At 64.1% G+C, this 21124-nt stretch carries 21 protein-coding genes; 8 read left to right on the forward strand and 13 right to left on the reverse strand.

Going from position 1 to position 21124, the window contains the following annotated elements:
• Window positions 1-72: 72 nt before the first annotated feature.
• Window positions 73-291, reverse strand: a complete 219-nt coding sequence (locus VLT15_09465) for a dodecin family protein (GenBank protein ID HSR45444.1) — start codon at window positions 289-291, stop codon at window positions 73-75.
• 147 nt (window positions 292-438) lie between these two features.
• On the opposite strand from VLT15_09465, the gene VLT15_09470 reads away from it, so the two are divergent.
• Window positions 439-1689, forward strand: a complete 1251-nt coding sequence (locus VLT15_09470; protein ID HSR45445.1) for a HAMP domain-containing sensor histidine kinase — start codon at window positions 439-441, stop codon at window positions 1687-1689.
• Window positions 1690-1995: 306 nt separating this feature from the next.
• Here VLT15_09470 and VLT15_09475 read toward each other — a convergent pair whose 3' ends face one another.
• From VLT15_09475 to VLT15_09505, 7 genes are all read right to left on the reverse strand, one after another.
• The gene (locus VLT15_09475) at window positions 1996-2988 is read right to left on the reverse strand and encodes an HD domain-containing protein (protein HSR45446.1); all 993 of its coding nucleotides are present in this window, start codon (window positions 2986-2988) and stop codon (window positions 1996-1998) included.
• 66 nt (window positions 2989-3054) lie between these two features.
• Window positions 3055-4998: an ABC transporter permease subunit gene (locus tag VLT15_09480; protein HSR45447.1), complete on the reverse strand. Its 1944-nt coding sequence runs from the start codon at window positions 4996-4998 to the stop codon at window positions 3055-3057.
• On the reverse strand, window positions 4991-5743 hold the full coding sequence (gene phnC / locus VLT15_09485; protein ID HSR45448.1) for a phosphonate ABC transporter ATP-binding protein: 753 nt from the start codon (window positions 5741-5743) through the stop codon (window positions 4991-4993). The genes VLT15_09480 and phnC overlap by 8 nt, the downstream gene beginning before the upstream one ends.
• A gap of 102 nt (window positions 5744-5845) precedes the next feature.
• Window positions 5846-6988, reverse strand: coding sequence for a phosphate/phosphite/phosphonate ABC transporter substrate-binding protein (gene phnD / locus VLT15_09490; GenBank protein HSR45449.1), 1143 nt, complete (start codon window positions 6986-6988; stop codon window positions 5846-5848).
• 80 nt (window positions 6989-7068) lie between these two features.
• A complete protein-coding gene (locus VLT15_09495; GenBank protein ID HSR45450.1) occupies window positions 7069-7629 on the reverse strand; it encodes a hypothetical protein in 561 nt (186 codons plus the stop codon).
• A gap of 116 nt (window positions 7630-7745) precedes the next feature.
• On the reverse strand, window positions 7746-9344 hold the full coding sequence (locus VLT15_09500; protein HSR45451.1) for a hypothetical protein: 1599 nt from the start codon (window positions 9342-9344) through the stop codon (window positions 7746-7748).
• Window positions 9320-10102 carry an ABC transporter ATP-binding protein gene (locus tag VLT15_09505; GenBank protein ID HSR45452.1) on the reverse strand — a complete coding sequence of 261 codons (783 nt, stop codon included), beginning with the start codon at window positions 10100-10102 and terminating at the stop codon, window positions 9320-9322. Before VLT15_09505 ends, VLT15_09500 begins: the two co-directional genes overlap by 25 nt.
• Window positions 10103-10230: 128 nt before the next feature.
• Here VLT15_09505 and dnaX point away from each other — a divergent pair, with 128 nt between their 5' ends.
• The 5 genes from dnaX to VLT15_09530 all read left to right on the forward strand — a co-directional run bounded on the left by dnaX (window position 10231) and on the right by VLT15_09530 (window position 14913).
• Complete coding sequence (gene dnaX, locus VLT15_09510) at window positions 10231-12042, forward strand: DNA polymerase III subunit gamma/tau (GenBank protein HSR45453.1); 1812 nt, start codon at window positions 10231-10233, stop codon at window positions 12040-12042.
• A 103-nt stretch (window positions 12043-12145) separates the two neighbouring features.
• A complete protein-coding gene (locus VLT15_09515; GenBank protein HSR45454.1) occupies window positions 12146-12472 on the forward strand; it encodes a YbaB/EbfC family nucleoid-associated protein in 327 nt (108 codons plus the stop codon).
• On the forward strand, window positions 12472-13065 hold the full coding sequence (gene recR, locus VLT15_09520) for a recombination mediator RecR (GenBank protein ID HSR45455.1): 594 nt from the start codon (window positions 12472-12474) through the stop codon (window positions 13063-13065). The genes VLT15_09515 and recR overlap by 1 nt, the downstream gene beginning before the upstream one ends.
• A gap of 72 nt (window positions 13066-13137) precedes the next feature.
• Window positions 13138-14232 carry a DUF3524 domain-containing protein gene (locus tag VLT15_09525; protein HSR45456.1) on the forward strand — a complete coding sequence of 365 codons (1095 nt, stop codon included), beginning with the start codon at window positions 13138-13140 and terminating at the stop codon, window positions 14230-14232.
• 18 nt (window positions 14233-14250) lie between these two features.
• Window positions 14251-14913: an HAD family hydrolase gene (locus VLT15_09530; protein HSR45457.1), complete on the forward strand. Its 663-nt coding sequence runs from the start codon at window positions 14251-14253 to the stop codon at window positions 14911-14913.
• Between the two features lie 34 nt (window positions 14914-14947).
• On the opposite strand, the gene VLT15_09535 is transcribed toward VLT15_09530, so the two are convergent.
• From VLT15_09535 to VLT15_09545, 3 genes are all read right to left on the reverse strand, one after another.
• Window positions 14948-15520 carry a hypothetical protein gene (locus VLT15_09535; protein HSR45458.1) on the reverse strand — a complete coding sequence of 191 codons (573 nt, stop codon included), beginning with the start codon at window positions 15518-15520 and terminating at the stop codon, window positions 14948-14950.
• A gap of 160 nt (window positions 15521-15680) precedes the next feature.
• Window positions 15681-16667 (reverse strand): class II fructose-bisphosphatase, encoded by a 987-nt coding sequence (gene glpX / locus VLT15_09540; protein HSR45459.1) that lies wholly within the window; start codon window positions 16665-16667, stop codon window positions 15681-15683.
• Window position 16668: 1 nt separating this feature from the next.
• Window positions 16669-17847 (reverse strand): acetyl-CoA C-acetyltransferase, encoded by a 1179-nt coding sequence (locus VLT15_09545; GenBank protein ID HSR45460.1) that lies wholly within the window; start codon window positions 17845-17847, stop codon window positions 16669-16671.
• A gap of 67 nt (window positions 17848-17914) precedes the next feature.
• Here VLT15_09545 and mce point away from each other — a divergent pair, with 67 nt between their 5' ends.
• Together mce and VLT15_09555 are read left to right on the forward strand one after the other, a co-directional pair.
• Window positions 17915-18322, forward strand: coding sequence for a methylmalonyl-CoA epimerase (mce, locus tag VLT15_09550; GenBank protein ID HSR45461.1), 408 nt, complete (start codon window positions 17915-17917; stop codon window positions 18320-18322).
• Window positions 18315-18545: a hypothetical protein gene (locus VLT15_09555; GenBank protein ID HSR45462.1), complete on the forward strand. Its 231-nt coding sequence runs from the start codon at window positions 18315-18317 to the stop codon at window positions 18543-18545. Before mce ends, VLT15_09555 begins: the two co-directional genes overlap by 8 nt.
• Window positions 18546-18630: 85 nt before the next feature.
• Here the strand turns inward: VLT15_09555 and murJ are convergent, their stop codons facing one another.
• Together murJ and VLT15_09565 are read right to left on the reverse strand one after the other, a co-directional pair.
• Complete coding sequence (gene murJ, locus VLT15_09560) at window positions 18631-20238, reverse strand: murein biosynthesis integral membrane protein MurJ (GenBank protein ID HSR45463.1); 1608 nt, start codon at window positions 20236-20238, stop codon at window positions 18631-18633.
• On the reverse strand, window positions 20235-21113 hold the full coding sequence (locus tag VLT15_09565; GenBank protein ID HSR45464.1) for a PHP domain-containing protein: 879 nt from the start codon (window positions 21111-21113) through the stop codon (window positions 20235-20237). Before VLT15_09565 ends, murJ begins: the two co-directional genes overlap by 4 nt.
• Between the last annotated feature and the right edge of the window lie 11 nt (window positions 21114-21124).

The following is a 21124-nucleotide window of genomic DNA, read 5'->3' on the forward strand; positions in this document are numbered from 1 at the left end:
ACTGCCTTTTCGCGCGACCTTCGGCACCTATAGGTGCCGAATCTCGCGCGAAAACGGGGATTTGGAGAGGGGTTACTTGACTGCGAAGGCCAGTTTCAGGGTTGTGTGGAACTGCACGACCTTGCCTTCGTGGACTCTGGCCGTTTGGTTGGTCACCTCGACTCCGGTGATGTTCTTCACCGTCTCCGCGGCCTTGGCCACTCCCTGCGAGACGGCGTCTTCAAAGCTCTTGTCCGAGATCCCGATGATCTCGATCACCTTCACTGCGCCGCGGTCGATGAATTCGGACATCCGTTGCTCCCTTTGTTCGTAGCTCGTCGGTGATCCTACGCCGGACGAACTCCAAGCCGGAACGTGCTATCGGAGCGACCCCGCCTCCATTTGTGGAGTTGACCAAAAAGCCTTTGCTTTGCCCCGGTGTCTGCCGACATAGAAAGTATGACACAGGCCGTATTGTCGCAATCGGTGCGTCGCGGCGAGTCAGTAGTCGATTTTGCTGATGTCTCCTCGACGTTTCACCTGGTGCGCGCCTTCACCGCAGCTTCGAGCGCCGCCGCACTGGCGATCTTTGCCTCTTCCTGGGACTTCCGGAGCGGAGCCTGGCTGGCCGTCGCTCTCGCCGTTGCGGCAACCGCGGATGCCCTGTGGCAGAGGAGAAGGGGGGCCGGCAAACCCTTCCTCCGGCTGGCATTCGACGCGACGGCGCTTTCCCTGGCCGTGATCGTCATCGGCGGTCCGGCACTGATCGCCGGGCCGTTTGCCTACCTCCTGGCGGCGGCTCTGATGATTCTTCCAACCAACCGGGCAATGTTGATGGTCGGCTACTTCGCAGCGTGGATAGCCGCCGTCTACTTCTCGGCAGTCACCTCGGCCGAAGGTTCGACCCGTCTCTATCTGAGCATGGGAGCGGCGCTCATCTTCCTCGCGGCACTTGGCGTCGTTCTCGCCGTCGTGGGTGACTCCGTCCGGGCGGCACGCGCCAGGCAGGACGTCATCCTCCAGGGTGCAGTCGAGGAGAGCCGGGCGAGGACCCAGTTGCTGGCCAGCGTTGGCCATGAACTCCGGACCCCGCTGACCGCAGTCGTCGGTTTCTCGCAGGTACTGCGCGATGGCAACCTGTCGAAGCAGGAAGTAGACGGTCTGATCGCCGCCCTCGCCCGGGAAGCGTTCGACCTGTCCGGCATCGTCGACGATCTGCTCGTCGCGGCGCGGGAACAGATCGGTGAACTCTCCGTCATCGAGGTCCGGGTCGATGTCCGGGCGCAGGTCGCCCAGGTGCTGGAGGGTTGGGAGCGGAGCATCGGCCAGAAGATCGACGTTGACTCGGCCCCCGATGTCAAGGCGCTCGCCGACCCGGCCCGGCTGCGGCAAATCGTCCGCAATCTCCTCACCAATGCCCTCCGCTACGGGGGCGACCACGTGCGGATCGAGATCAAGGCAGCACCGGAGTGGGTCTACGTGCGCGTGTGCGACGACGGCAAAGGAATTCCGCGAAATCGATGGCAGCGGATCTTCGAGCCCTATGAGCGGGAGACCGGCAAGGATCAGCAACCCGCCTCGGTCGGTCTCGGTCTGGCCGTCTCACGTCAACTCGCCCGCCTCATGGGCGGGGACCTCACCTACGTCCACAACGGCGAGAGTGTCTTCGAGTTGAGCCTGCCGAAGGCGTCCTCCGAAGTGGTCCGCTAGGCCATTTCGCGACCCGGACGAACCGCCTCTCTGTGGCACGGAGATGTCTGCTGACCTTCACGGATGGTCTTGTGCTCCTGGTTGCCCCCTCCGCCGGCAAGCATTAGCTTGCCGCCACCTCCCCCGTCTGGTGCCGGGGGAGGAACGCGTGGGTGTCCGTGTTTCGGTTTTCCGCTCTGCCGGCAGGCATTGGCTTGCCGCCACCTCCCCCGTCTGGTGCCGGGGGAGGAGTGTGTGGGTGCGGTTCGCTCGGGAGAGCACGTGGCGGCGTGCGAATTGCGAAAGCCCCACAACCCGGGATTCCTCCTACGCGATTCCCTCCGGCCGGAACAGCGAGTCGTGCAGACGCAGCGCGAAGCGATCGGTCATACCCGAGACGTAGTCGATGGCGCGGTCGGTGAAGTCGGTGTCTTCGATCCGATAGGTGGCCGGAACCTCGGTCGGATGCTCGACGAAGTAGTCGACCAGATCGCGGATGACCCATATCGCCGCGTGCTTCTGCCGTTCGCCGTGCGCTCCGAGGTAGACCCGTTCGAACATGAAGTCCCTGAACCGGCCCATGACGGTGAGAACCTCCGGACGCATCGTCACCCTGCCCTGCTCCAGCGACTCGTCGATGACCGCACGTACCATCGAGTCGATCCACTCCGCGCCGGGTTCCCCGAAGGTGTCCATGGCGTCCTTCGGAATGTCCCGTCGGTTGAGAACCCCGGCTCGGAGAGCGTCGTCGACGTCGTGGGTGAGATAGGCGATACGGTCCGCGAACCGGCACAAGTAGCCTTCCGGCGTGTTGGGGGGCGGCTCGACTTTCCACGAGTGGGCGCGGATTCCGTCGAGGGTCTCCCAGGTCAGGTTGAGAGGTTCGAGCACGGTGAGCAGGCGCACGCTCTGTTTCGAGTGGAGCCACTCTCCATCTACATACGGTGAGAGGGCGTCCTCGCCGGTATGCCCGAACGGCGAATGGCCCGTGTCGTGTCCGAGACAGATCGCTTCGGTCAACGCCTCGTTCAGGCCGAGCGGTACCGCCATCGCCCGGCCGATCTGAGTCACCTGCAGGGTATGAGTCAGGCGGGTGACGAAATGATCGCCCTCTGGATTGAGGAAAACCTGGGTCTTGTGTTTCAGACGACGGAAGGCTTTGGAGTGGAGGATGCGGTCCCGGTCGCGCTCGAAAGCCGTCCGGTATTCATCCGGTTCCTCTTCGACTGCGCGACCCTTCGACTCCGAGGACAGCGTCGCCTCGGGCGAGAGCAACTCCCTCTCCAGCGACTCGCGCTCTTCCCGTTTGATCAACCGCATAGGGGACAACCTAGAGCCTGGAGCTCAGAACCTGGAACCAAGTGCTGCAGCCGGCCGCAACAACTCCTAGACGATCCTCTCACGAATCCGGGAGCTCAGGTAGTCCATCGAAGCAACGACCACCGCGATGGCCAGCATGTTCACCGATGCAGCCTGGTAGTTGAGCAACCGGATGTTCTGCTGGAGCAGGAAGCCGATTCCGCCACCGCCGGCGAACCCGATGATCGTCGACATGCGAACATTGATATCCCAGCGGTACAAGGTGAAAGATATGTACGGCGGGACGATCTGGGGGATCACCGCATAAACGATCGTCTGGATCCTCGTTGCGCCCGATGCTTTCACGGCCTCGATCGGTCCCGACAGGATGCTCTCGACCTGCTCTGAATAGAGTTTGGCGAGTGCGGCCACTGTGTGCAGTGCAAGGGCGAGAGACCCTGCGAACGGTCCAATGCCCACCCAGACAACGAACACGATCACCATGACCAGTGGCTCTATCGACCGGATTGCGTTGAAAACGGTTCGGGCAATGTAGTAGACCGACAACCCGATCCCGATCTGCTCGCGCTGGTAGGCGCGCATAGCCAGGATGAGTCCGATGGCGGCCCCCACACCCCCCGGCACCCAGTAGACCTTCAACGGATCAGTGATCTGGTAGAGCGAACCGATCCCAACTCCGATGAGGCCGGCCAGCAGCGCACCGGAAGTCGCGGCGAGTGGGACCCGGAACACTTTGATGAAACCGGCAGGAAGGTGGCCCTTCATCCACATGCCGAGTTTGCCTGCGAGGTTCATTAGAACCCCGGCGGTCGCCAGCGCGGTGAGGAGGGTGATTATTGCGTTGAGGATGTCGCCGAGGCTGGCAACGAACGACCCCAAGAAATCGAAACCCGACAAGCGGGGCTCGAGCCACTCACCGACGGTCACCATCAAACTGGCCAGCAGGAACAGCACAACGATCCCGCCCACGGAGGCAGCCGACATGACTGCCGCTCGTATGCCGCGCTCCGAGGGCGTCGGCGGTTCCTCCTCCACCGGCGGCAGGGCCCATCGGAAGGCCATGACCATGAGAATCGGAATTGCCACCAATCCGAGGATGACCAGGAATGTCGAATCGGTGAGTTGCTCGCTGATAGCCCTCGCCCAACCGGCCGCCAGCATGCCGACTCCGACCCCAACCGGCAGGGCGATCAGTTGAAGAGCCAACTTCGTCATCGGGACGCTTATGTCCCGCATCAGATTGCGCGCAGCAAGGAAGCTGAGGGGAACGGCGATGATCGTGCCCAGGGTGGTTGCGAGGAAAGCCAGGAATACTGTCTCGATTATCCGGTCCCAGGTGTTCTTCGTGGATTCTGAGATCCGCGGGGATCTGACGGTGGACACGACACCGTTGCCGTCCTCTACCTCTACCTCCACCGGATTGAAGACCGACCCGATGTTCTCCCGGGTGATCGCCCTGATCGTCTGCGGTTCGTCGCCTTCTCGCTCACGAGTGTTGACTTCTATCTCGAAATCCCCGAACTCGTCGGTCTGGAATTCGGCCAGCCTCAGTTCCAGATCACCCAAAGTGGGGTCATCGGACGGCGGTACCTGGACGAGAGTGCCCCGCGCGTTTGCCGAGAAATTGAATCCGCGGACTGTGATCTTGTCGCCCGGTGCAACGCATGCGGGTTCCACCGTGATGTGCCGCGAGTCAACGTCGGGCTCGTCGGCAACGAAACCCACGGCCTGACAGGGCATCGCAAAAGTCGTATCGGTGGGTGTAGATATTCGCTCGTAGGTCAGGATGTCGGGCCGGGCAAGGGCCCGGAGAACCCGAACCAGTTGAGTCTGACGGGTCTCAGACTTGATCTCATCGAGGTTGACGTCGGTCACTGCGAACCCGTAGGCGTAAACGATCACGCCGAAAACCATCGCCAGTATCAGGAGAACTGTGCGCTTGAGCCCTCGTTTGGGAGTGACCGGCATCGGTTCGAGTGTCTGCTGCGAGGTGTCTCTGCTATCAGCCAACGCGCTCAGCCTCCTGCCCGTAGATCTCCTTGAACTTGGCGTCGTCTATTTCCGATGGAGATCCTTCGAATACCAGTTTGCCTTCGTTGAGAGCGATGGCCCGATCGGCGTAGCGATGGACCAGATCCAAGAAGTGAAGGCTGCAGATCACCGTCACCTTGTCCTCATCATTGATCGTCTCGAGGTACTGCATGATGCTGTGCGCCAGCACCGGGTCGAGGCTGGCCACCGGCTCGTCCGCCAGAATCATTTCGGGATCCTGCATCAGAGCCCGTGCAACTCCCACCCTTTGCTGCTGGCCGCCGCTCAGTTCGTCGGCGCGCTGGCCGGCCTTGTCTTCCAGTCCCACCCTGGCGAGTTGCTGGTGGGCCTTGATCACCTGATCCCTGGGGAAACGGTTGACGAGGCTCAAAGCCGGGTTCACGTAGCCGAGGCTTCCCTGGAGCACGTTGGTGAGAACCTTCGAACGGTGGACCAGGTTGAAGTGCTGGAACACCATTCCGATCTTCCGGCGGATTCTGCGCATTTCCTCCTGAGAGGCACTGGTGATGTCCACACCATTCCAGGTGATGCGGCCCTCGGTAGGCTCGATCAGGCGGTTGATGCATCGCAGTAGCGTGGACTTGCCGGACCCGCTGAGTCCAATCACCGCTAGGAACTGGCCGTCGGGGACCTCGAAGCTAACGTCTTCGAGGGCCTGTGTCCCTCCGTCATAGACCTTGGTCAGGTGTTCGACTTTCAGCATGCCCTGGCGGCCGTCCTTCCTCGCTCGCTTTGAGAGCTAATCGCGAACCGGGCAGGGGATCAAACCCCTGCCCGGTTCCGTTTCATCAGGGATAGGGTTTTCCTAGCCCTCCAGTTCGTAACCGACCAGATCAACGATCCTGCGGAGGCTGTCGTACTCCGAGTCGGTCGCCGGGTCGATGCCCGTCCATCCGTAGAAGTCCTGGTTTCCGATCGACTGATTCCACGCGCAGTCTTCATTGTCCTCGCACTCGCCGGCGAAGGCGGTGAGAGCTGCTTCGATCTGGGCGCGAACGTCGGCGGGGAACTCCGGACCGAACGACAGGGTGTCGTTGGGGATCTCCGGCGAGATGGTCAGAATCTTCACCTTCTGGATGATATCCGGAGCGTCGTTGCGGGCACTGGCCCGTGCGTCCAGTACACGCCACTGGGCGTCTTCCGGACCGCAGAACAGACGCGACCCTTCCTCGTTCGGGGCGCAACTATCAACGATTTCGTCCGGGATCTCCGGGTTGTCGCCGATAGCCCAGTCGAAGTTCGGTGTCAGCGGCGGGCTGAAGAATGTGGTAGCAAAGTCGGCTTCGCCCCGGTAGACGGCCAGGGCCGCCTGCGGGTGACCGCCGGCTTCCACTCGCTCGCCGGGCGTAACGCCGGCTTCGTCGAACATCAGAGTCGGGACCATGTAGCCCGAGGTCGATCCGGTGTCCGGGAACGCCCAGGTCAGGCCCTCGAGATCTTCGATGCTGTCGATGTCGCTGTCACGCGGGACCAGGATCTGGGCCCAGTACACGGACCAGCCGAAGCGGATGGCCTTGAACGAAACATCTACGCCACAACGGTTGCTGGCAAGAACGTATCCCAGGCCGGGAATGAATCCCATGGTGTTTTCCGGCGAGGCACACATCTCCTCAATGGTTGCCGCATAAGAGGTAGGTACCGAGACCTCGAAGCTAAGCCCGGTGGCTTCTTCGAGGGCTGCCTTCATGATCTCGCCACCTGTGACGATCACCTCTGCCTCGACCGAAGGAACGAACAGCACCTTGATCGGGTTCTCAGGAGAACCGACCGTCGGGGCAGGCTCGGTCGTTGTGGTCGTCGGTGCTTCCGTGGTCGTCGTCGGTTCCGGTGCAGCCGTCGTGGCCGTCGTAGCCGTCGGCTCTTCGGTGGTGTCAGATGTGCTGTCACCACACGCGGCAAGCACGAGCATCAGTGCAAGTGCCAGCGCGATCCAAACACGTGATTTCATGCTGGAGTAACTCCCTTCCTGTAGCGGACAATCGGAGATCGCCCGTCTCGTGACAATCTAGCCACTGAGGACGATGCCAGCTACCTGGTGGCCAGTTCTTGCACGATATCGACGAAAGATGGCCAATCCGGAACGTCGCGAGTCCCGGGTACGGGGCCATTCCAGGGCCGGACGAACCGGCACACCAGGGATTCCGGGCGGGCCCGGTGGATCGATACCACCTGGTGCGGGGCGTCATCGAGGTAAACGTCGCATGCGACCCGCCACTTGTCGTCGAGCATGTGCACTTCTCGCGTCGGAAGTCTGTGTTCGGAGATCCAGGCGAAGGTGTCGTGGATCGCCCAGTCGGGTTTCTGCGTCAAGATCACGACCTCATGCCCGGAACGTGCCAGTGCTCGCAGCGCCTCGACCGCTCCCGGGTAGGTCTCCAGGTGCCGGAACATGGTCGCTCCGCCGTGATCCTTCGCCCATGTCCAGAACTCGCCCATGTGCCGGAAGTGGGTCAGGGAGGGGATTCCGTCCCAGGCATCCACCGCGTCGAAGGGGATATCCGCACCGAAGTCGGAGTTGTAACGGTTGATCCAACCGCTGTTGAAGTCGGCGACCACTCCGTCGAGATCGATTCCAAGGCGCAAGTGCATGATCTCAGGCTAGGCCTGCGAGGTTCCAGGTATCAGGTACCAGATAACGGCAGTTCTCTCCGACGGCTCCGCCGCCGGCGAGAACTGCAATTTGATTCGACGACGCAGTTGTCGAATCAAACCTCTACCCAAGCCAGAATCTCCGGCAGGCGCCGGCGTGTCACCCAGATGGACACTGCAAGTCCCGCTCCGTACAGCAAGAGACCCCATACGACCGACAACCAGGCAATGAGCATGGGCGAAAGGGCATCCGTGTAGAAGAGCGCGATGGTCATCGCCGAGGCCGGTACGACCAGGCTGAGCCCGATCACGAAGAAGGCGATCAACTGCGACCCGATGGCCAGGCAACCCTGCTCGCTGGCCTGGGAGAAGACGTCGGTGCCCGGGTCGGGGAGGCGCAGCGGGGTCACGGCGGACACGACGTTTCCGACCGCCATCTGGGCCAGAACCGCCGTCAGCATGAGAGGCGGCAGCAGCGTCAGGTACCGGGCCGTGCCCACGTAGAACGAGAACGCTATCGACACGGCCGAAGCCTCGAGCATAAGCCCGAGGCCGGTCGCCAGATTCTTTCCGACGATAACCTGGAGCGGGCTGGCAGGCAGTGCGAACAGGAAGCTGGCCGCCCTGCGTTCCCAGCCGAACTGGTTCAACGCAATCGGCAGCCCGACGAACAACACGACGATCGGGGCCAGGAGCGGCATCCATTCCTGTTCCCTGACCCTGGCGAGTTGGGCGTCGCCGAAGAAGGTGGCTGCAACCAGGAACCCGAGGAAGATGACCGCCCCGGTCCACACCATGCGCATGCGCGGCTCCCTCAGGTAGTACCTGAGTTCCTTGCGTGCGACGACCAGGACCGTCGACCATCCGAAGCTCTCGGCGAAGCCTCTGCCGAATGATCGGCGGGACACGGTGGTGACCTCGGGCGTGGTGAGGAGTCGCTGGACTATCCAGAACCAGAACGCCAGCAGTGCCCCCAGCCATCCAAGCGAGATCACCAGGCCGGATACGACTCCCCAGGGGTCACCGGCGTGCGCAGACAGGATCGCAGACTGGGCCCCGGCAGGCGGGACGAGGATCCGGAACGGTGACAGCGGATACTTCTCAACCGCTCCGACCAGGCCGTGTTCCCCGACGGCGGCAGCGATCGACCGCTGCAGCAGGAATCCGGCCAGCCCCAGTGCGGCGATGATCACCATGATCAGGTCTCTGCCGCGCCTGCTGCGCACTAGAGCACTCACTACGGCGGTGAAGGCCTGGCCGCTCACTATGAGGATGGCCAGGATCAATGCGCCCGCAACGATCGTCACCGGAGTGGCGAGCCAGCCGCTGAAGGTGAAAGCGGTCACCGCGAGGAGCATCAGAGGGACGATGATTGGTGGAGTCACCAGCCCGGCCGAGAGGAGCCCGCCGAGCAGCTGGCGGCGCTCGAACGGCATCAGAGAGAACTTGTTGGGATCGAGAGTCTCGTCGAGCGGGAACACGATGACCGGCACTGTGGTCCACAAGATCCACAACAGTGCCATCACCCAGATCGAGAACTCGCCGCGATTGACTCCCGATAGACCGGCGGCGGTCGAACCGTACCAACGGGACAGGGACCAACCACCCCAGATGATCAAGGTGAGGACGAGCGGTAGCCCGATGGCCCGCTGCCGGTCGTGGCGGACGCCGTTGACCAACAGCCTCCACTTCAGCCAGACGAGGCGTCGAGCCAATCCAGGCCTCCCGGGGTCTCTTCGGCACCGACCGCGGCCAGGAAGGCGTCCTCGACACTCGATGCCGAGTAGTGGTCGAGGAGTTGCTGGCGGGGTCCCTCGATGATGAGGGCGCCGTCGACCATGATTCCGATTCTCGAGCACAGCCGCTCGACCAGTTCCATCACATGCGACGAGAACACCACGGTCGCCCCTCGCTCCGTGTAGCCCTGCAGCAGACTGCGGATCAGCCGGGCGCTGACCGCGTCGACCCCCTCGAAGGGCTCGTCGAGGAACAGGACCGGCGGAGCATGGATGACGGCTGCCGCCAGCGCCACCTTCTTCCGCATTCCGCGCGAGTAGTCCGTGATCAGACCGTGCGCCGCCTCGGCCAGATCGAGGGCCTCGAGCAGTTCGTTCCTGCGCCGCAACGCCTCGTTTCTCGGCAGCCCGTGGGTCGCAGCAGTGAAATCGAGCAGTTCGGCTCCGGTGAGCCGCTCGTAGAGGTTGAACTCCTCGGGAAGTACGCCGATGCGCCGTTTCACCTCGATCGGCTTCGACCACGTATCGAACTCCCCGATCCCTGCACGACCGGCATCGGGTCGAAGTAGCCCGACGATCATCTTTATCGTCGTCGTCTTTCCGGCACCGTTGGGACCGAGGAGACCGTAGAACTCGCCGGGTTCGATCGCCAGATCGACCCCGTTGACGGCGGTCTTCTTGCCGAAATGCCTGACCAGGCCTTCCGCCCAAACGGCAGGTTTCGAATCTGTCGCCATCGGTTATCTGTCTTCCCGTCGCGCGCAACCTAGGAACCCAGTATCGGCCATTTGCCGCCACTATTGAGAACTGATCGGCGGTAGCCCGCGGCAGGGCTCCTCGGATCGCTGAGGAACCGGGCGTCGCTATGCTCGCTCAGGTGGAATACCAGGCGCTATATCGCAAGTACCGGCCCCAGCGTTTCTCGGAGATCATCGGCCAGGGCCATGTGACCGAAACCCTGGCCCGGGAGGTCGTGGAAGACAAGGTCGCTCACGCCTACCTGTTCGCAGGCCCGCGGGGAACAGGCAAGACGACCGCAGCCCGAATCCTCGCCAAGTCGTTGAACTGCACCAATCGCCAGGACGGCGGAGAGCCGTGCAATGTGTGTTCTTCGTGTGTCGGGATCACGGAGGGGTCGTCCCTCGACGTGATCGAACTCGATGCCGCCTCACACAACAGTGTCGACGACATCCGCGACATGCGGGTGAGCGTGTCGACCGTTGCCTCGGCAGGCGGCGCCAAGCGAGTGTTCATCCTCGACGAAGCGCACATGCTTTCGAAGGCTGCCGGCAATGCACTGCTGAAGACACTCGAAGAGCCTCCGGCACACGTCCACTTCGTTCTGGCCACAACCGAGCCCTACAAGCTGCTCGACACGATCCGGAGCCGGGCCCAGCGTTTCGACTTCCACCCGGTATCGATAGGCGTGCTCGTGAAGCACCTCGACTCCATCTCGGACATCGAGGGCTATCGGCGGTCCGAGGAAGCGCTCGTCGCGGTTGCCCGGCATGCCCGAGGGTCCGTGCGCGACTCGATGAGCTTGCTCGAGCAGGTCGCCGCTCTGGGCGAATCGAGCGTTGAGGTGGCCGGCGTGAACCGTGCCCTGGGGCTCGCCGACCGCGAGGTCTACAGCCGGCTCGGCTCGGCCGTGGCCGACCTGGACGCCCGGTCTGCCCTGGAGATGGTGGCGACCCTGTCGGCTGAGGGTGCCGATCTCCGCAGGTTCGCCGCCGAGGCGATTGCGTTCTTCCGTGGAGTGTTTCTCGTCAAATACGCTCCGAATCTCTCCGAAGTCGTGGACGAATCGGAAGATGTCATCGACGACTGGCGGCGTGTGGCCGACGAGCTATCTGCTTCCGACGTGCTCCGCGTGCTCGACATCATGTCGGAGGCCCTGATTCAACTGCGAGAAGGCCGGGAAGAGCGGCTGATGATCGAACTGGCTCTCCTGAAGATGACCCGTCCGGAGGTCGCGTCCGATCCGTCGTCGCTTGCCGCCCGGCTCGAACACCTGGAGCAGCGCATGAAGCGGATGACCGCCGGTGCGGCGGCAGCACCGCAGATTCCCGTTCCGAAACCCCTTCCGGCCGCGCCGGAACCGGTTGCCGTCCCGGCTTCCCGGGGGAAGGCTCCCGAGGAGGAGGTCGTTGCTCCTTCTGCTTCGGTCGCCGACGGCGCCGCAGACGAATCCCCGGAGGATTCGACTGAGGAGCCGGCCCCGGTCCCGGAAGCGGCCGCTTCGAAGGGGCCCGCCGCTACCACCGGAGAGGTCACCTTCCTCGACCTCCAGTCCGTCTGGCCCGCGCTGGTTGCCGGCGTTCGGGACATTCTGGGCTCGCGTCGCTATGCCCTCTTCCGCGAATCCAGCCCGGGAGCGGTCGAAGGCTCGATCCTGGTGATGCACCTGCCCGAGCACCGGAGTTTTCACCTGCAACAGCTGAAATCCGACAACGTGGTGGCGGCGATCGTGGCAACGAAGGCTTCGGAACTCCTCGGTGTAGAAGTGACGGTCGAGTTCCGGACGGACGGGGAGCCGCAGCTCCCGGTGGTCCGTGAGGTACCGGTGATACCCGACAAGGACGACCTCGCCGAGGCCCCGGAAGAAGGAACCGATCCGACCAGCCTGATGTCCGAGTTCCTCGGAGCAGAGGTTGTCGAAGAGGTAGAGAACGACTAGGTGTCGGGTGCCGGCACCGCCGGTCGCCGGCCCATCGTGAGGACGGAGCCGTCCTGCCTCTCGAAGGACGAGGCTGAAGCCGGAGTGGTGATACCCTCTGACCATGGGAATGCGACCTCAAGACATGCGCAAGCTGATGCAGCAGGCGCAGCAAATGCAGGAACAGCTAGCCGCTGCTCAGGACGAACTCGCCTCAGCCACGTTCGAGGGGAGCGCCGGCGGCGGTGTGGTCAAGGCCACGGTGACGGGATCGAACGAGATCGTCTCGGTTGAGATAGATCCCTCGGTGATCGATCCGGAGGATCCCGAGATGCTCGGCGATCTGGTGGTGGCAGCAGTCAACCAGGCGATCAAGAACGCGGCCGATGCCGCCCAGCAGTCACTCGGCGGGCTGGCCGGAGGCCTTGATCTCGGTGGCTTGCTCGGCTGATGTTTGAGGGGCCGATTCAACGGCTTATCGATGAGCTCGCTCGACTTCCCGGGATCGGCCGAAAGTCTGCTCAGCGTCTTGCCTTCCACCTCCTGAACGCCGAGGATGCCGACGCGCAGCGTCTGGCAAGCGCCATCGTCGACATGCGCACCCAGGTCCGGCTGTGCAGCCGGTGCTTCAACGTCACGGGTGCAGAGGAATGCTCGATCTGCCGGGACCTGCGCCGGGATCCCACCCTCGTTTGTGTTGTCGAGCGGGCGCAGGACATCGTGGTCATCGAGAAGACCCAGGAGTTTCGCGGCCGCTACCACGTTCTGGGCGGCGCCCTCTCACCGATCGACGGTATCGGCCCCGGCCAGTTGCGGATCGCTGAGCTCAAGCACCGGATACCGAACGAGGGCGTGCAGGAACTGATCGTGGCGACCAACCCGACCATCGAGGGCGACACGACCGCCATGTACCTGGCGCGCGAGCTGAAGCCGCTCGGGGTCCGGGTGACCCGGTTGGCCAGCGGACTCCCCGTGGGCGGGGACCTCGATTACGCAGACGAACTCACCCTCGGCCGGGCCCTGGTGGGCCGGCAGGAGATATAGGCGAGACACGGCCCGCAGGCGGCGCCCGAGCCACGGGCGATCCAGACGATGGGCGTCGCCTAGCCTCCCAGCATGAAGATCCTCCTCATTGAGCCCTACTTCGGCGGCTCGCATCGGGTCTGGGCGGAGGGCTACGCGGCGCACAGCAGCCACGAAGTCCGCCTTCTGACGATGCCGGCGAGGTTCTGGACCTGGCGGATGCGGGGCGGCGCAATCACGCTGGCGCATGAGACGGAGCTGTGGGTTGAAGAGAACGGCCGCCCCGACCTGGTGGTGGCGAGCGACATGCTGGACCTTCCCGCCTATCTGGGGGCGGCTCGCCGGGTGCTGGGCGGCACGCCGGCAGCCCTCTATCTCCACGAAAGCCAGTTCACCTACCCCTGGTCGCCGCAACTGCGCACCGACCTCCAGTACGCCTACGTCAACTGGTCCTCGATGCAATCGGCCGACCTGATTCTGTTCAACTCGGCGTTTCACATGAAGGTCGTGTTCGAGAGCCTGCCCAAGTTCCTTCGCCAGTTTCCCGACTCCACCCATGAGCATCTGGTCGGCGAGGTCCGGGAACGATCGGCGGTTCTGCACGTCGGCATCGATCTGCGACGATTCGATCGGGTTCCCTCCTCCCGGGGCGACGGCGCCCCGCTGATCCTGTGGAACCAGCGCTGGGAGCACGACAAGGATCCGGCTGCCTTCTTCCGGGCTGTGTTCGGACTCGCAGACGACGGTGTCGAGTTCAGGCTTGCCGTGTGCGGTGAGAACTTCCGGCAGATGCCCGAGGAGTTCGCGGAAGCCGAGCGGCGGCTTGCCGGCCACCTCGTCCACTTCGGTTTCGCGGCGGAGGACGAATATGTGCGGCTGCTCCGCGCGGCGGACGTCGTCGCCAGCACGGCGCTCCACGAGTTCTTCGGCATAGCGATTGTCGAAGCCGCCTACGCGGGAGCCTTCCCGGTGCTGCCCGACCGGCTCTCCTACCCGGAGTTGTTTCCCGAGACCCTTCACGAACGGGTGCTCTATCCGGAGGGCGGTCTTCAGGAGCGCCTCCGGTGGGCACTCACGCATCCTGCCGAACGCATGACGGTGGCGGCGGAGTTGAAGCAGTCGCTGACGGCGTTTGACTGGTCGGTGCTGGCCCCCCGCTACGACAGGCTTCTGGCAGCGCTGGCGTAGCGCTACCGTTCCGGACTCATGCAGCACGTTGTCTGGGACTGGAACGGGACCCTCCTGAACGACCTCCAGCAGGTCGTTCTGTCCGTCAACGCCGCCCTCGCGTCGGTGGGCGTCGGCCCGATCGATGCCGACGGTTACCGGGCCGGATACACCCGCCCGGTCGTGCTCTTCTACGAGCACCTTCTCGGCCGTCCGGTCGGCGACGAAGAGTGGGAGCGGCTGGACATCACTTTTCACGACGCCTACCGGGAGGCGCTGGCCGGCGCCGAACTGGCCCCCGATGCTCTGGAAGCGATGGACCGGGTCGAAGCGGCCGGGTGGACCCAGTCGCTGCTCTCGATGTTCCCGCACAACGAACTGCTCGCTGCTCTCGACGAACACGGCATTGCGGACAGGCTCCTGGCCGTTGACGGCTTGCGAGGGGGGCGCGGCGAGCGGAAGTACGGCAGTCTCGTGAAACATCTGGAGCACGTCGCCCCCAAGCTCGGCGGCCGAATCGACCCGAAGACGGTGGTCATGATCGGAGACGCTCTCGATGACGCCGATGCCGCCGAGGGACTCGGAATCAGATGTGTCCTCTACGCCAGCGGATCCCACCCGCGCGAGAAGCTCGAAGCCTCGGGTCACCCGGTGGCCGGCTCGCTCATCGAGGCGCTGGCCCTGGCCGGGATCACAAGCTGACTCGATCCGCCTGCGCCTCGAATGTGTTTGCGCCTCAGGGCTGGAAACGCGTGAAGATCGGCTGACACTGCGCCATGGCAGCCTGGAAGGCCGGATCGTTCGGATCTATGTTCTCGCCCATCTCGAACAGGCCGCCGAACCCGTCTCCCGAGAAATCGGGATCCGGCATGTCGTAGCCGTTGTCGCGCATGCAGGTAGCGAACTCGAGGAACGTGTCCTGCAACTCGACGAGGTCGGGAAGCTGTCCGCCTCCGAACTGGACACCTTCCAGGAACTCGGAACAAGCATCCAATGCGGCTTCGATGTTGGCGCGGATCTCCTCGGGCGTCGAGCCAAACGTCGTCATGTCCAGATCGTCCATCGAGAGGTTTCCGTCGGCGTCGACCGTCGGATCAGGAAAATCGAGGCCTTGATCGCGCATGCACTGCGTGAGTTTGAGGGCCTGTTCCTCGCTCATTTGCGAGAGACTGGTCGCCTCGGTGGTTGCCGGAGCGACCGTTGTCGTGGTGTCCTCGAGGGTGGCGATGGTGTCCGCGCTCCCGTCTCCCCCACAAGCCGAGGCAAAGAGCGCGAGACCGGCAAGGGTCATGATCAATCGGCGGTTCATGAACACATTCTCGCAGGCTCACGGCCAACTCGAACATGCGGCGGTTCCAGATCATGGGTTCTGCCCCACCAGATGATTGGCCTACCGGACCACGACTCGATTACAGAAGCTGGAACCCAAGACCTAGAACTCAGAACCTTGAACCCGGAACTTCTGCGTCTCAGTCGTACACCAGGGCGCTGATCTTGCGCAGGCGGGTGAAATCGTGGCGGGCGTGCATCGATCGGACGGACCCGGTTTTCGAGCGCATGACGACCGAGTGGGTGCGGGCTCCGTCGCCGAAGAACTCCACTCCCTGCAGAAACTCCCCGGTCGTGACTCCGGTGGCTGCAAAGAAGACATTGTTCGACCGGACCAGATCTCTCTGGGTGAGCACGGTGTCGAGATCGAGGCCGTTGTCCAGTGCGTACTGCCGCTCAGAGTCGTCGCGCGGCCAGAGGCGCGCCTGTATCTCGCCGCCCATGCATGTCAACGCGGCGGCGGCAATGACGGCTTCCGGGGAGCCGCCGACACCGAGCAAGATATCGATTCCCGTCGCCTCGTCGGCTGCGGAGATCGCGCCCGAGATGTCGCCGTCCCTGATGAGGCGGATTCGTCCGCCGACCCTGCGCACGGCGTCGATGTACTTGGCGTTGCGCGGCCGGTCGAGAATTATGGCAGTCAGGTCGTTGATGTCCTTTCCCCTCGCATCGGCGACCACGTGCAGGTTGTGCTCTACCGGAGCGTCGAGATCGATCTTGCCGGCGGCCGCCGGCCCAACCGCGATCTTGTCCATGTAGACCACGGAGCCCGGTGAGTACATAGACCCGCGTTCTGCCATTGCGATCACTGCAAGGGCACCCGGCATGCCCTGAGCCGACAAAGTGGTCCCGTCGATCGGATCGACGGCGATATCCACCTCCGGCCCGTTGCCGTTGCCCACCCGCTCGCCGTTGAAGAGCATCGGGGCCTCGTCCTTCTCGCCCTCGCCGATGACGACGACGCCGTCAATGTCGATGGAGGCGAGGATCGCACGCATCGCATCGACCGCGGCGCGGTCGACGCCCTCTTTGTCACCCCTGCCTTGCCAGCGAGCGGCAGCCATGGCGGCGGTTTCCGTCACATGAGCCAGATCGAAGGCCAGATTGCGGTCCGGTGTCTCGATCACTTCATGCCACCTTCACGATCAAGGCGTCGCCCTGACCTCCGCCGCCGCACAGGGTCGCCGCGCCGATGCCGCCTCCGCGCCGGCGCAGGGCGTTGATCAGCGTGACGACCAGGCGGGCTCCGGTTGCCCCGATCGGGTGACCCATCGCGACTGCACCGCCGTTGACGTTCACCTTCTCGTGGGGGATGTCGAGCATCCTGGCCGACCACAGCGAAACGGCGGCGAACGCTTCGTTGATCTCGACCAGATCGAGGTCGGACGCCTCCATTCCGGCCTTCTTGAGCGCCACTTGCAGCGCTTCTGCCGGTCGCTCGTGCAGCGTGGCGTCCCGTCCTCCTATCTGTCCGTAGGCGATCACTTCCGCGAGGATCGGCAGGCCGGCGGCCTCCGCGGCCCTGCGGTCGGCAGCAACGACCGCTGCGCCTCCGTCGGAGATCTGAGAGGCGTTCCCGGCTGTGATGGTTCCCTCTTCGATGAAGGCCGGTCGCAGACGACCGAGCGACTCGGCGGTCGTGCCGGCTCGTACACCCTCGTCGGTGTCGAAGACCACGGGGTCACCCTTGCGTTGCCGGATCGAGATGGGGACGATCTCGTCCGCGAAAGCGCCGTTCTCGGCGGCTGCGATCGTGCGTGCGTGGCTCGCCGCCGACCATTCGTCCTGTTCTTCCCGGCTGATGCCGAGCTGCCGGTTCTTCATGTCCGAACTCTCGCCCATGGTGCACTGGTCGAAAGCGCAGAAGAGACCGTCGTGCAGCATCACATCGACGAGAGTTGCATCGCCCAGGCGACTGCCGGCGCGTAGCTCGCGCAGCACGTGAGGTGCGTTCGTCATCGACTCCATGCCGCCCGCCACGACAAACGACGACTCGCCGAGGCGGATCGACCGATCGGCATGGCCGATGGCCGCGAGTCCGGAAAGGCATACCTTGTTGATCGTGATCGCCGGAACGGTCATCGGGATGCCCGCCCGGGTGGCGGCGACCCGCGAAGTTATCTGACCCTCTCCTGCCTGGAGGACCTGTCCGAAGATGACCTCGTCCACCTTGTTGGCTTCCAGGCCCGAGCGCTCCAGCGCACCCTCAATGGCTCTCGCGCCGAGATCAACGGCACGCAGTGCTGCGAGGCTCCCCGAGAACTTGCCGATCGCCGTTCGGGCGATCCCTGTGATAACTGCACCCATTACTGGTCACCTCCTGCGACGAGACTACCCGGGTAACCCGGCGTCCTCCCCGGTAGTCTCAGTCCCAGTGAAGCTAATCAATCTCGATCATGTTGCAATTGCCGTGCCGGACCTCGACCAGGCGATCGCCGAGTACAGGCGTCAGTACGAGGTGGAGCCACTCTTCCGCGAGGTCGTCGAGGAACAAGGTGTCGAGGAAGCAATGATCCCGCTCGGCGGGTCGTTCGTGCAGCTCATTCGACCGCTCCGCGCGGACTCTCCGGTGGGGCGTTTTCTTGCCAGGAACGGGCCGGGTCTTCACCATGTCGCCTACGCGGTGGCCTCGATCGAGGACGCTCTCGACCATTTGAGGAGCGAAGGGATCCGTCTCGTGGACGAATCCCCCCGTATCGGTGGGAGGGGAGCCAAGATCGCCTTCGTCCATCCGAAGGAACTGGCCGGGACCCTCATCGAACTGGTCGAGACTGATGAATAGCGAGATCCGGGTGCGCGGCGGCGTCGGACCCCAGGAGGCGGCTGCCATCCTGGCTGCCGTTCAGCTACTTCTCGAGGAAGAGGCCGCATCACAGGCGATGATCGCCCCCCGCAACGTTCCGACGGCCTGGGTGCGGTCGAGCCGGCGACGGGTCGTGAAACCTGCCAGGCACACATCCACTTCTCTGAGCCCCCACGGAATCGCCGACGGCCAGATCCGGTAGGGGGAGCCCTGCCGGGCACCGGTTCCGCATTTCGGGTTCCGGGTGTTCGGGTTCCGCCGTCCCGGGCCGGTGGACCAATGGCCGATCAATCGAGTGGCGCCGATGCTCCTCGGCCGCGCCGCAAACCCTCCAGTTCCGGCGCGCGCATCGCTCGTGCGGAACCCAGGAACACTGTTCCGACTACGAGGGCGCCCACCGCCAGTGCGGCCAGTGACCGCCAGAAGCCTGACAAGGCGATATCTCCGGTGACGGACGATACCGCCCACCAGCCTGCGGCCGCCGCCAGACCGGCCGCCACCGCGCTGCGACCTATTGAGGCGAGCAGAGGTTGAAGCTCACCGCCGCCCGTTCTCCGGTACCAGACCGAGGCCATCATCAGGGTATAGAGCGTCATGGCGAGAGTGCTGGCCAATGCCATGCCGGGAGTCCCCATCACGTCGAAAAGCCATATGTAGAGCCATACTCCGGCGGCCGTGCCGATGGTTCCGGTGATCACCGGCACCCACATCTCCCGGCGGGCGTAGAAGCCGCGGGCGTACAGCTGGTGGGCTCCCCAGACCGGGATGCTGAACGCGTAGGGAACGAGGGCCGCCGCAGTTCCGATTGTCGCCGCGTTCGTGAACTCTCCGCGCTCGAAGACCAGCCGGACGGCAGGTTGCGAAGCGGCGAGAACAGCCGCGGTCGCCGCAGCGCCCACGAAGACCGTGTACTGGAGCGCCTTGCGCAGAGTCGCCGCCAACTCCGCATGACGGCCCTCTGCGAAGAGGCTCGCCAGGAACGGATAGGCTGCTACGCCGGCCGCCTGGGCGATCATGCCGACCGGCAACATGTTGAGCCTTCGAGCCAGACCGAGTTGGGTGATCGAACCTTCGCCGGCCCATTGGCCGAATATCCGCACGAACTGCTCGTCGAGCACGGCGATCGACTGCCCGAGCATCAGGGGGAGCGCCAGCACGGCGTACTCCCAGAGAGACGGATGCCGCCAGCGCGTGCCCGGCATCCAGCGCAGGCCGGCCCGTTTCGCCCCGACGACCTGAAGGGCGAAGTTACCGAGGATGGCTCCGGCCAGGGCTCCGTAGACGAACCCCGCCGGCGAAGGTTTCCCGATGGCCCAACTGATGAGACCTCCGGCGATGATGCTCAGGTTGTAGACGAGTGGGGCCAGCGCGGGGATCAGGAACCGTCTGCGGGCGTACTGGACGGCCATCAACAGCGAGCCGACGAGGAAGAACAACTGAGCCGGAGCAACGACCCTCGTCAGTGCGGCCACCTCATCGAGCTGCACGTCGGATAGGCGTTTGGCTGCATCGGACACGGGCAGCCAGTCTGAGAGTCCGACGAACAGCAACTCAACCAGCGGTCGGGCGAAGACGATCGTGGCGACGGTGAGTGCCGTCATCACCACCACAACCGGACGGACCACTGCAGCAAACGATCGCCAGGCGCCGTCCTCGTCGTCGTCGACGAAGTAGCGGGAGAGGATCGGAATGAAAGTGATCGTCATGTACCCGCCTGCCATGAGATAGAACAGCAGATCGGGAATGAAGAAGGCGGCGAAATAGATGTCCCCGGCCGCCGTTGCGCCGAGGAGGTTGGCGATGAGGAGATCGCGCAGCAGGCCCAGGATGCGAGAGAGCACGATCCCGCCGGAGACGAGCAACGCCGCCTTGCCGATGGTCGTTCGCCGGCTCATGACGGCAGCGCGGCCCGAGCCGCGCTCAGTTCCTCGAGCACTTCGTCGGCGACGACAAGATCACCCCAGCCGGTGCCCAGCTGAAGGCCCTCTTTGTAGGTCCCGTGGTAGTCGGAACCCCCAGAAGGGATCATTCCGAAGGATCTCGTCACCGCGGCCAGTGCCTCTCGTTCGTCGGGGGAGTATTCGGGGTAGTAGCAGTCGATGCCGGCCAGCCCCAGGCCGGCAAGGTAGCCGAACGCTTCACGAAACTGGGCTTCGGACTCGAGGCCCATCGTGTACGGATGGGAGAGAATCGGCAGCGCTCGTGACCGCAGGGCTAGTTCGATGGAATCCTCAGGGGTGAGGCGCTCGCGAGGCACATAGGCCGGCCGCCCGTTGCCCAGGTAGTCATCGAATGCGGCGCGCATGTCCTCCGCCACCCCCTTGCGGATCAGCACGGCGGCGATGTGCGGCCTGCCGGTTACGCCGGTGCCCGCCTCCTCCGCCACCTCTTCATTCGTGATATCGATCCCGAGACCGTTGAGCTTCTCGACGATGCGGTCGTTCCGGGTCGCCCGGGCCCCCCGGATACGGGCCAATCGGTCCTGGAGCGGGCCTTCCCCCGGTTCGAGGAACAACACGACCATGTGCAAGGTCCCCGGTGCCCACTCACACGAGATCTCGATGCCGGGGACGACGTCGAGGCCGAGCCGGGCACCTGCGGAGCGCGCCTCCTCTATGCCATCCTGGGTGTCGTGATCGGTCAGCGCCAGCGCGGACAGCCCGGCGGAACGGGCCTTCTCGATGAGCGCTGTGGGCGAGTCCGACCCATCGGAAAACCGGCTGTGGGTGTGGAGGTCGACGGGCATATCCGCCGGGCAGAGTAGCGACACGAGGCACTCGT

The organism is Acidimicrobiia bacterium (assembly GCA_035471805.1).
In the GTDB taxonomy this organism is placed as follows: Bacteria; Actinomycetota; Acidimicrobiia; order Spongiisociales; family JAHEDJ01; genus JAHEDJ01.

Coding starts and splice junctions, on each gene's coding strand:
- VLT15_09530 (HSR45457.1), top strand. CDS start 14,251: ATGCAGCACGTTGTCTGGGACTGGAACGGGACCCTCCTGAACGACCTC.
- phnC (HSR45448.1), bottom strand. CDS start 5,743: ATGCTGAAAGTCGAACACCTGACCAAGGTCTATGACGGAGGGACACAG.
- VLT15_09525 (HSR45456.1), top strand. CDS start 13,138: ATGAAGATCCTCCTCATTGAGCCCTACTTCGGCGGCTCGCATCGGGTC.
- recR (HSR45455.1), top strand. CDS start 12,472: ATGTTTGAGGGGCCGATTCAACGGCTTATCGATGAGCTCGCTCGACTT.
- VLT15_09535 (HSR45458.1), bottom strand. CDS start 15,520: ATGAACCGCCGATTGATCATGACCCTTGCCGGTCTCGCGCTCTTTGCC.
- VLT15_09465 (HSR45444.1), bottom strand. CDS start 291: ATGTCCGAATTCATCGACCGCGGCGCAGTGAAGGTGATCGAGATCATC.
- phnD (HSR45449.1), bottom strand. CDS start 6,988: ATGAAATCACGTGTTTGGATCGCGCTGGCACTTGCACTGATGCTCGTG.
- VLT15_09470 (HSR45445.1), top strand. CDS start 439: ATGACACAGGCCGTATTGTCGCAATCGGTGCGTCGCGGCGAGTCAGTA.
- VLT15_09475 (HSR45446.1), bottom strand. CDS start 2,988: ATGCGGTTGATCAAACGGGAAGAGCGCGAGTCGCTGGAGAGGGAGTTG.
- VLT15_09505 (HSR45452.1), bottom strand. CDS start 10,102: ATGGCGACAGATTCGAAACCTGCCGTTTGGGCGGAAGGCCTGGTCAGG.
- murJ (HSR45463.1), bottom strand. CDS start 20,238: ATGAGCCGGCGAACGACCATCGGCAAGGCGGCGTTGCTCGTCTCCGGC.
- VLT15_09555 (HSR45462.1), top strand. CDS start 18,315: ATGAATAGCGAGATCCGGGTGCGCGGCGGCGTCGGACCCCAGGAGGCG.
- VLT15_09495 (HSR45450.1), bottom strand. CDS start 7,629: ATGCACTTGCGCCTTGGAATCGATCTCGACGGAGTGGTCGCCGACTTC.
- VLT15_09545 (HSR45460.1), bottom strand. CDS start 17,847: ATGGGTGCAGTTATCACAGGGATCGCCCGAACGGCGATCGGCAAGTTC.
- dnaX (HSR45453.1), top strand. CDS start 10,231: ATGCTCGCTCAGGTGGAATACCAGGCGCTATATCGCAAGTACCGGCCC.
- VLT15_09515 (HSR45454.1), top strand. CDS start 12,146: ATGGGAATGCGACCTCAAGACATGCGCAAGCTGATGCAGCAGGCGCAG.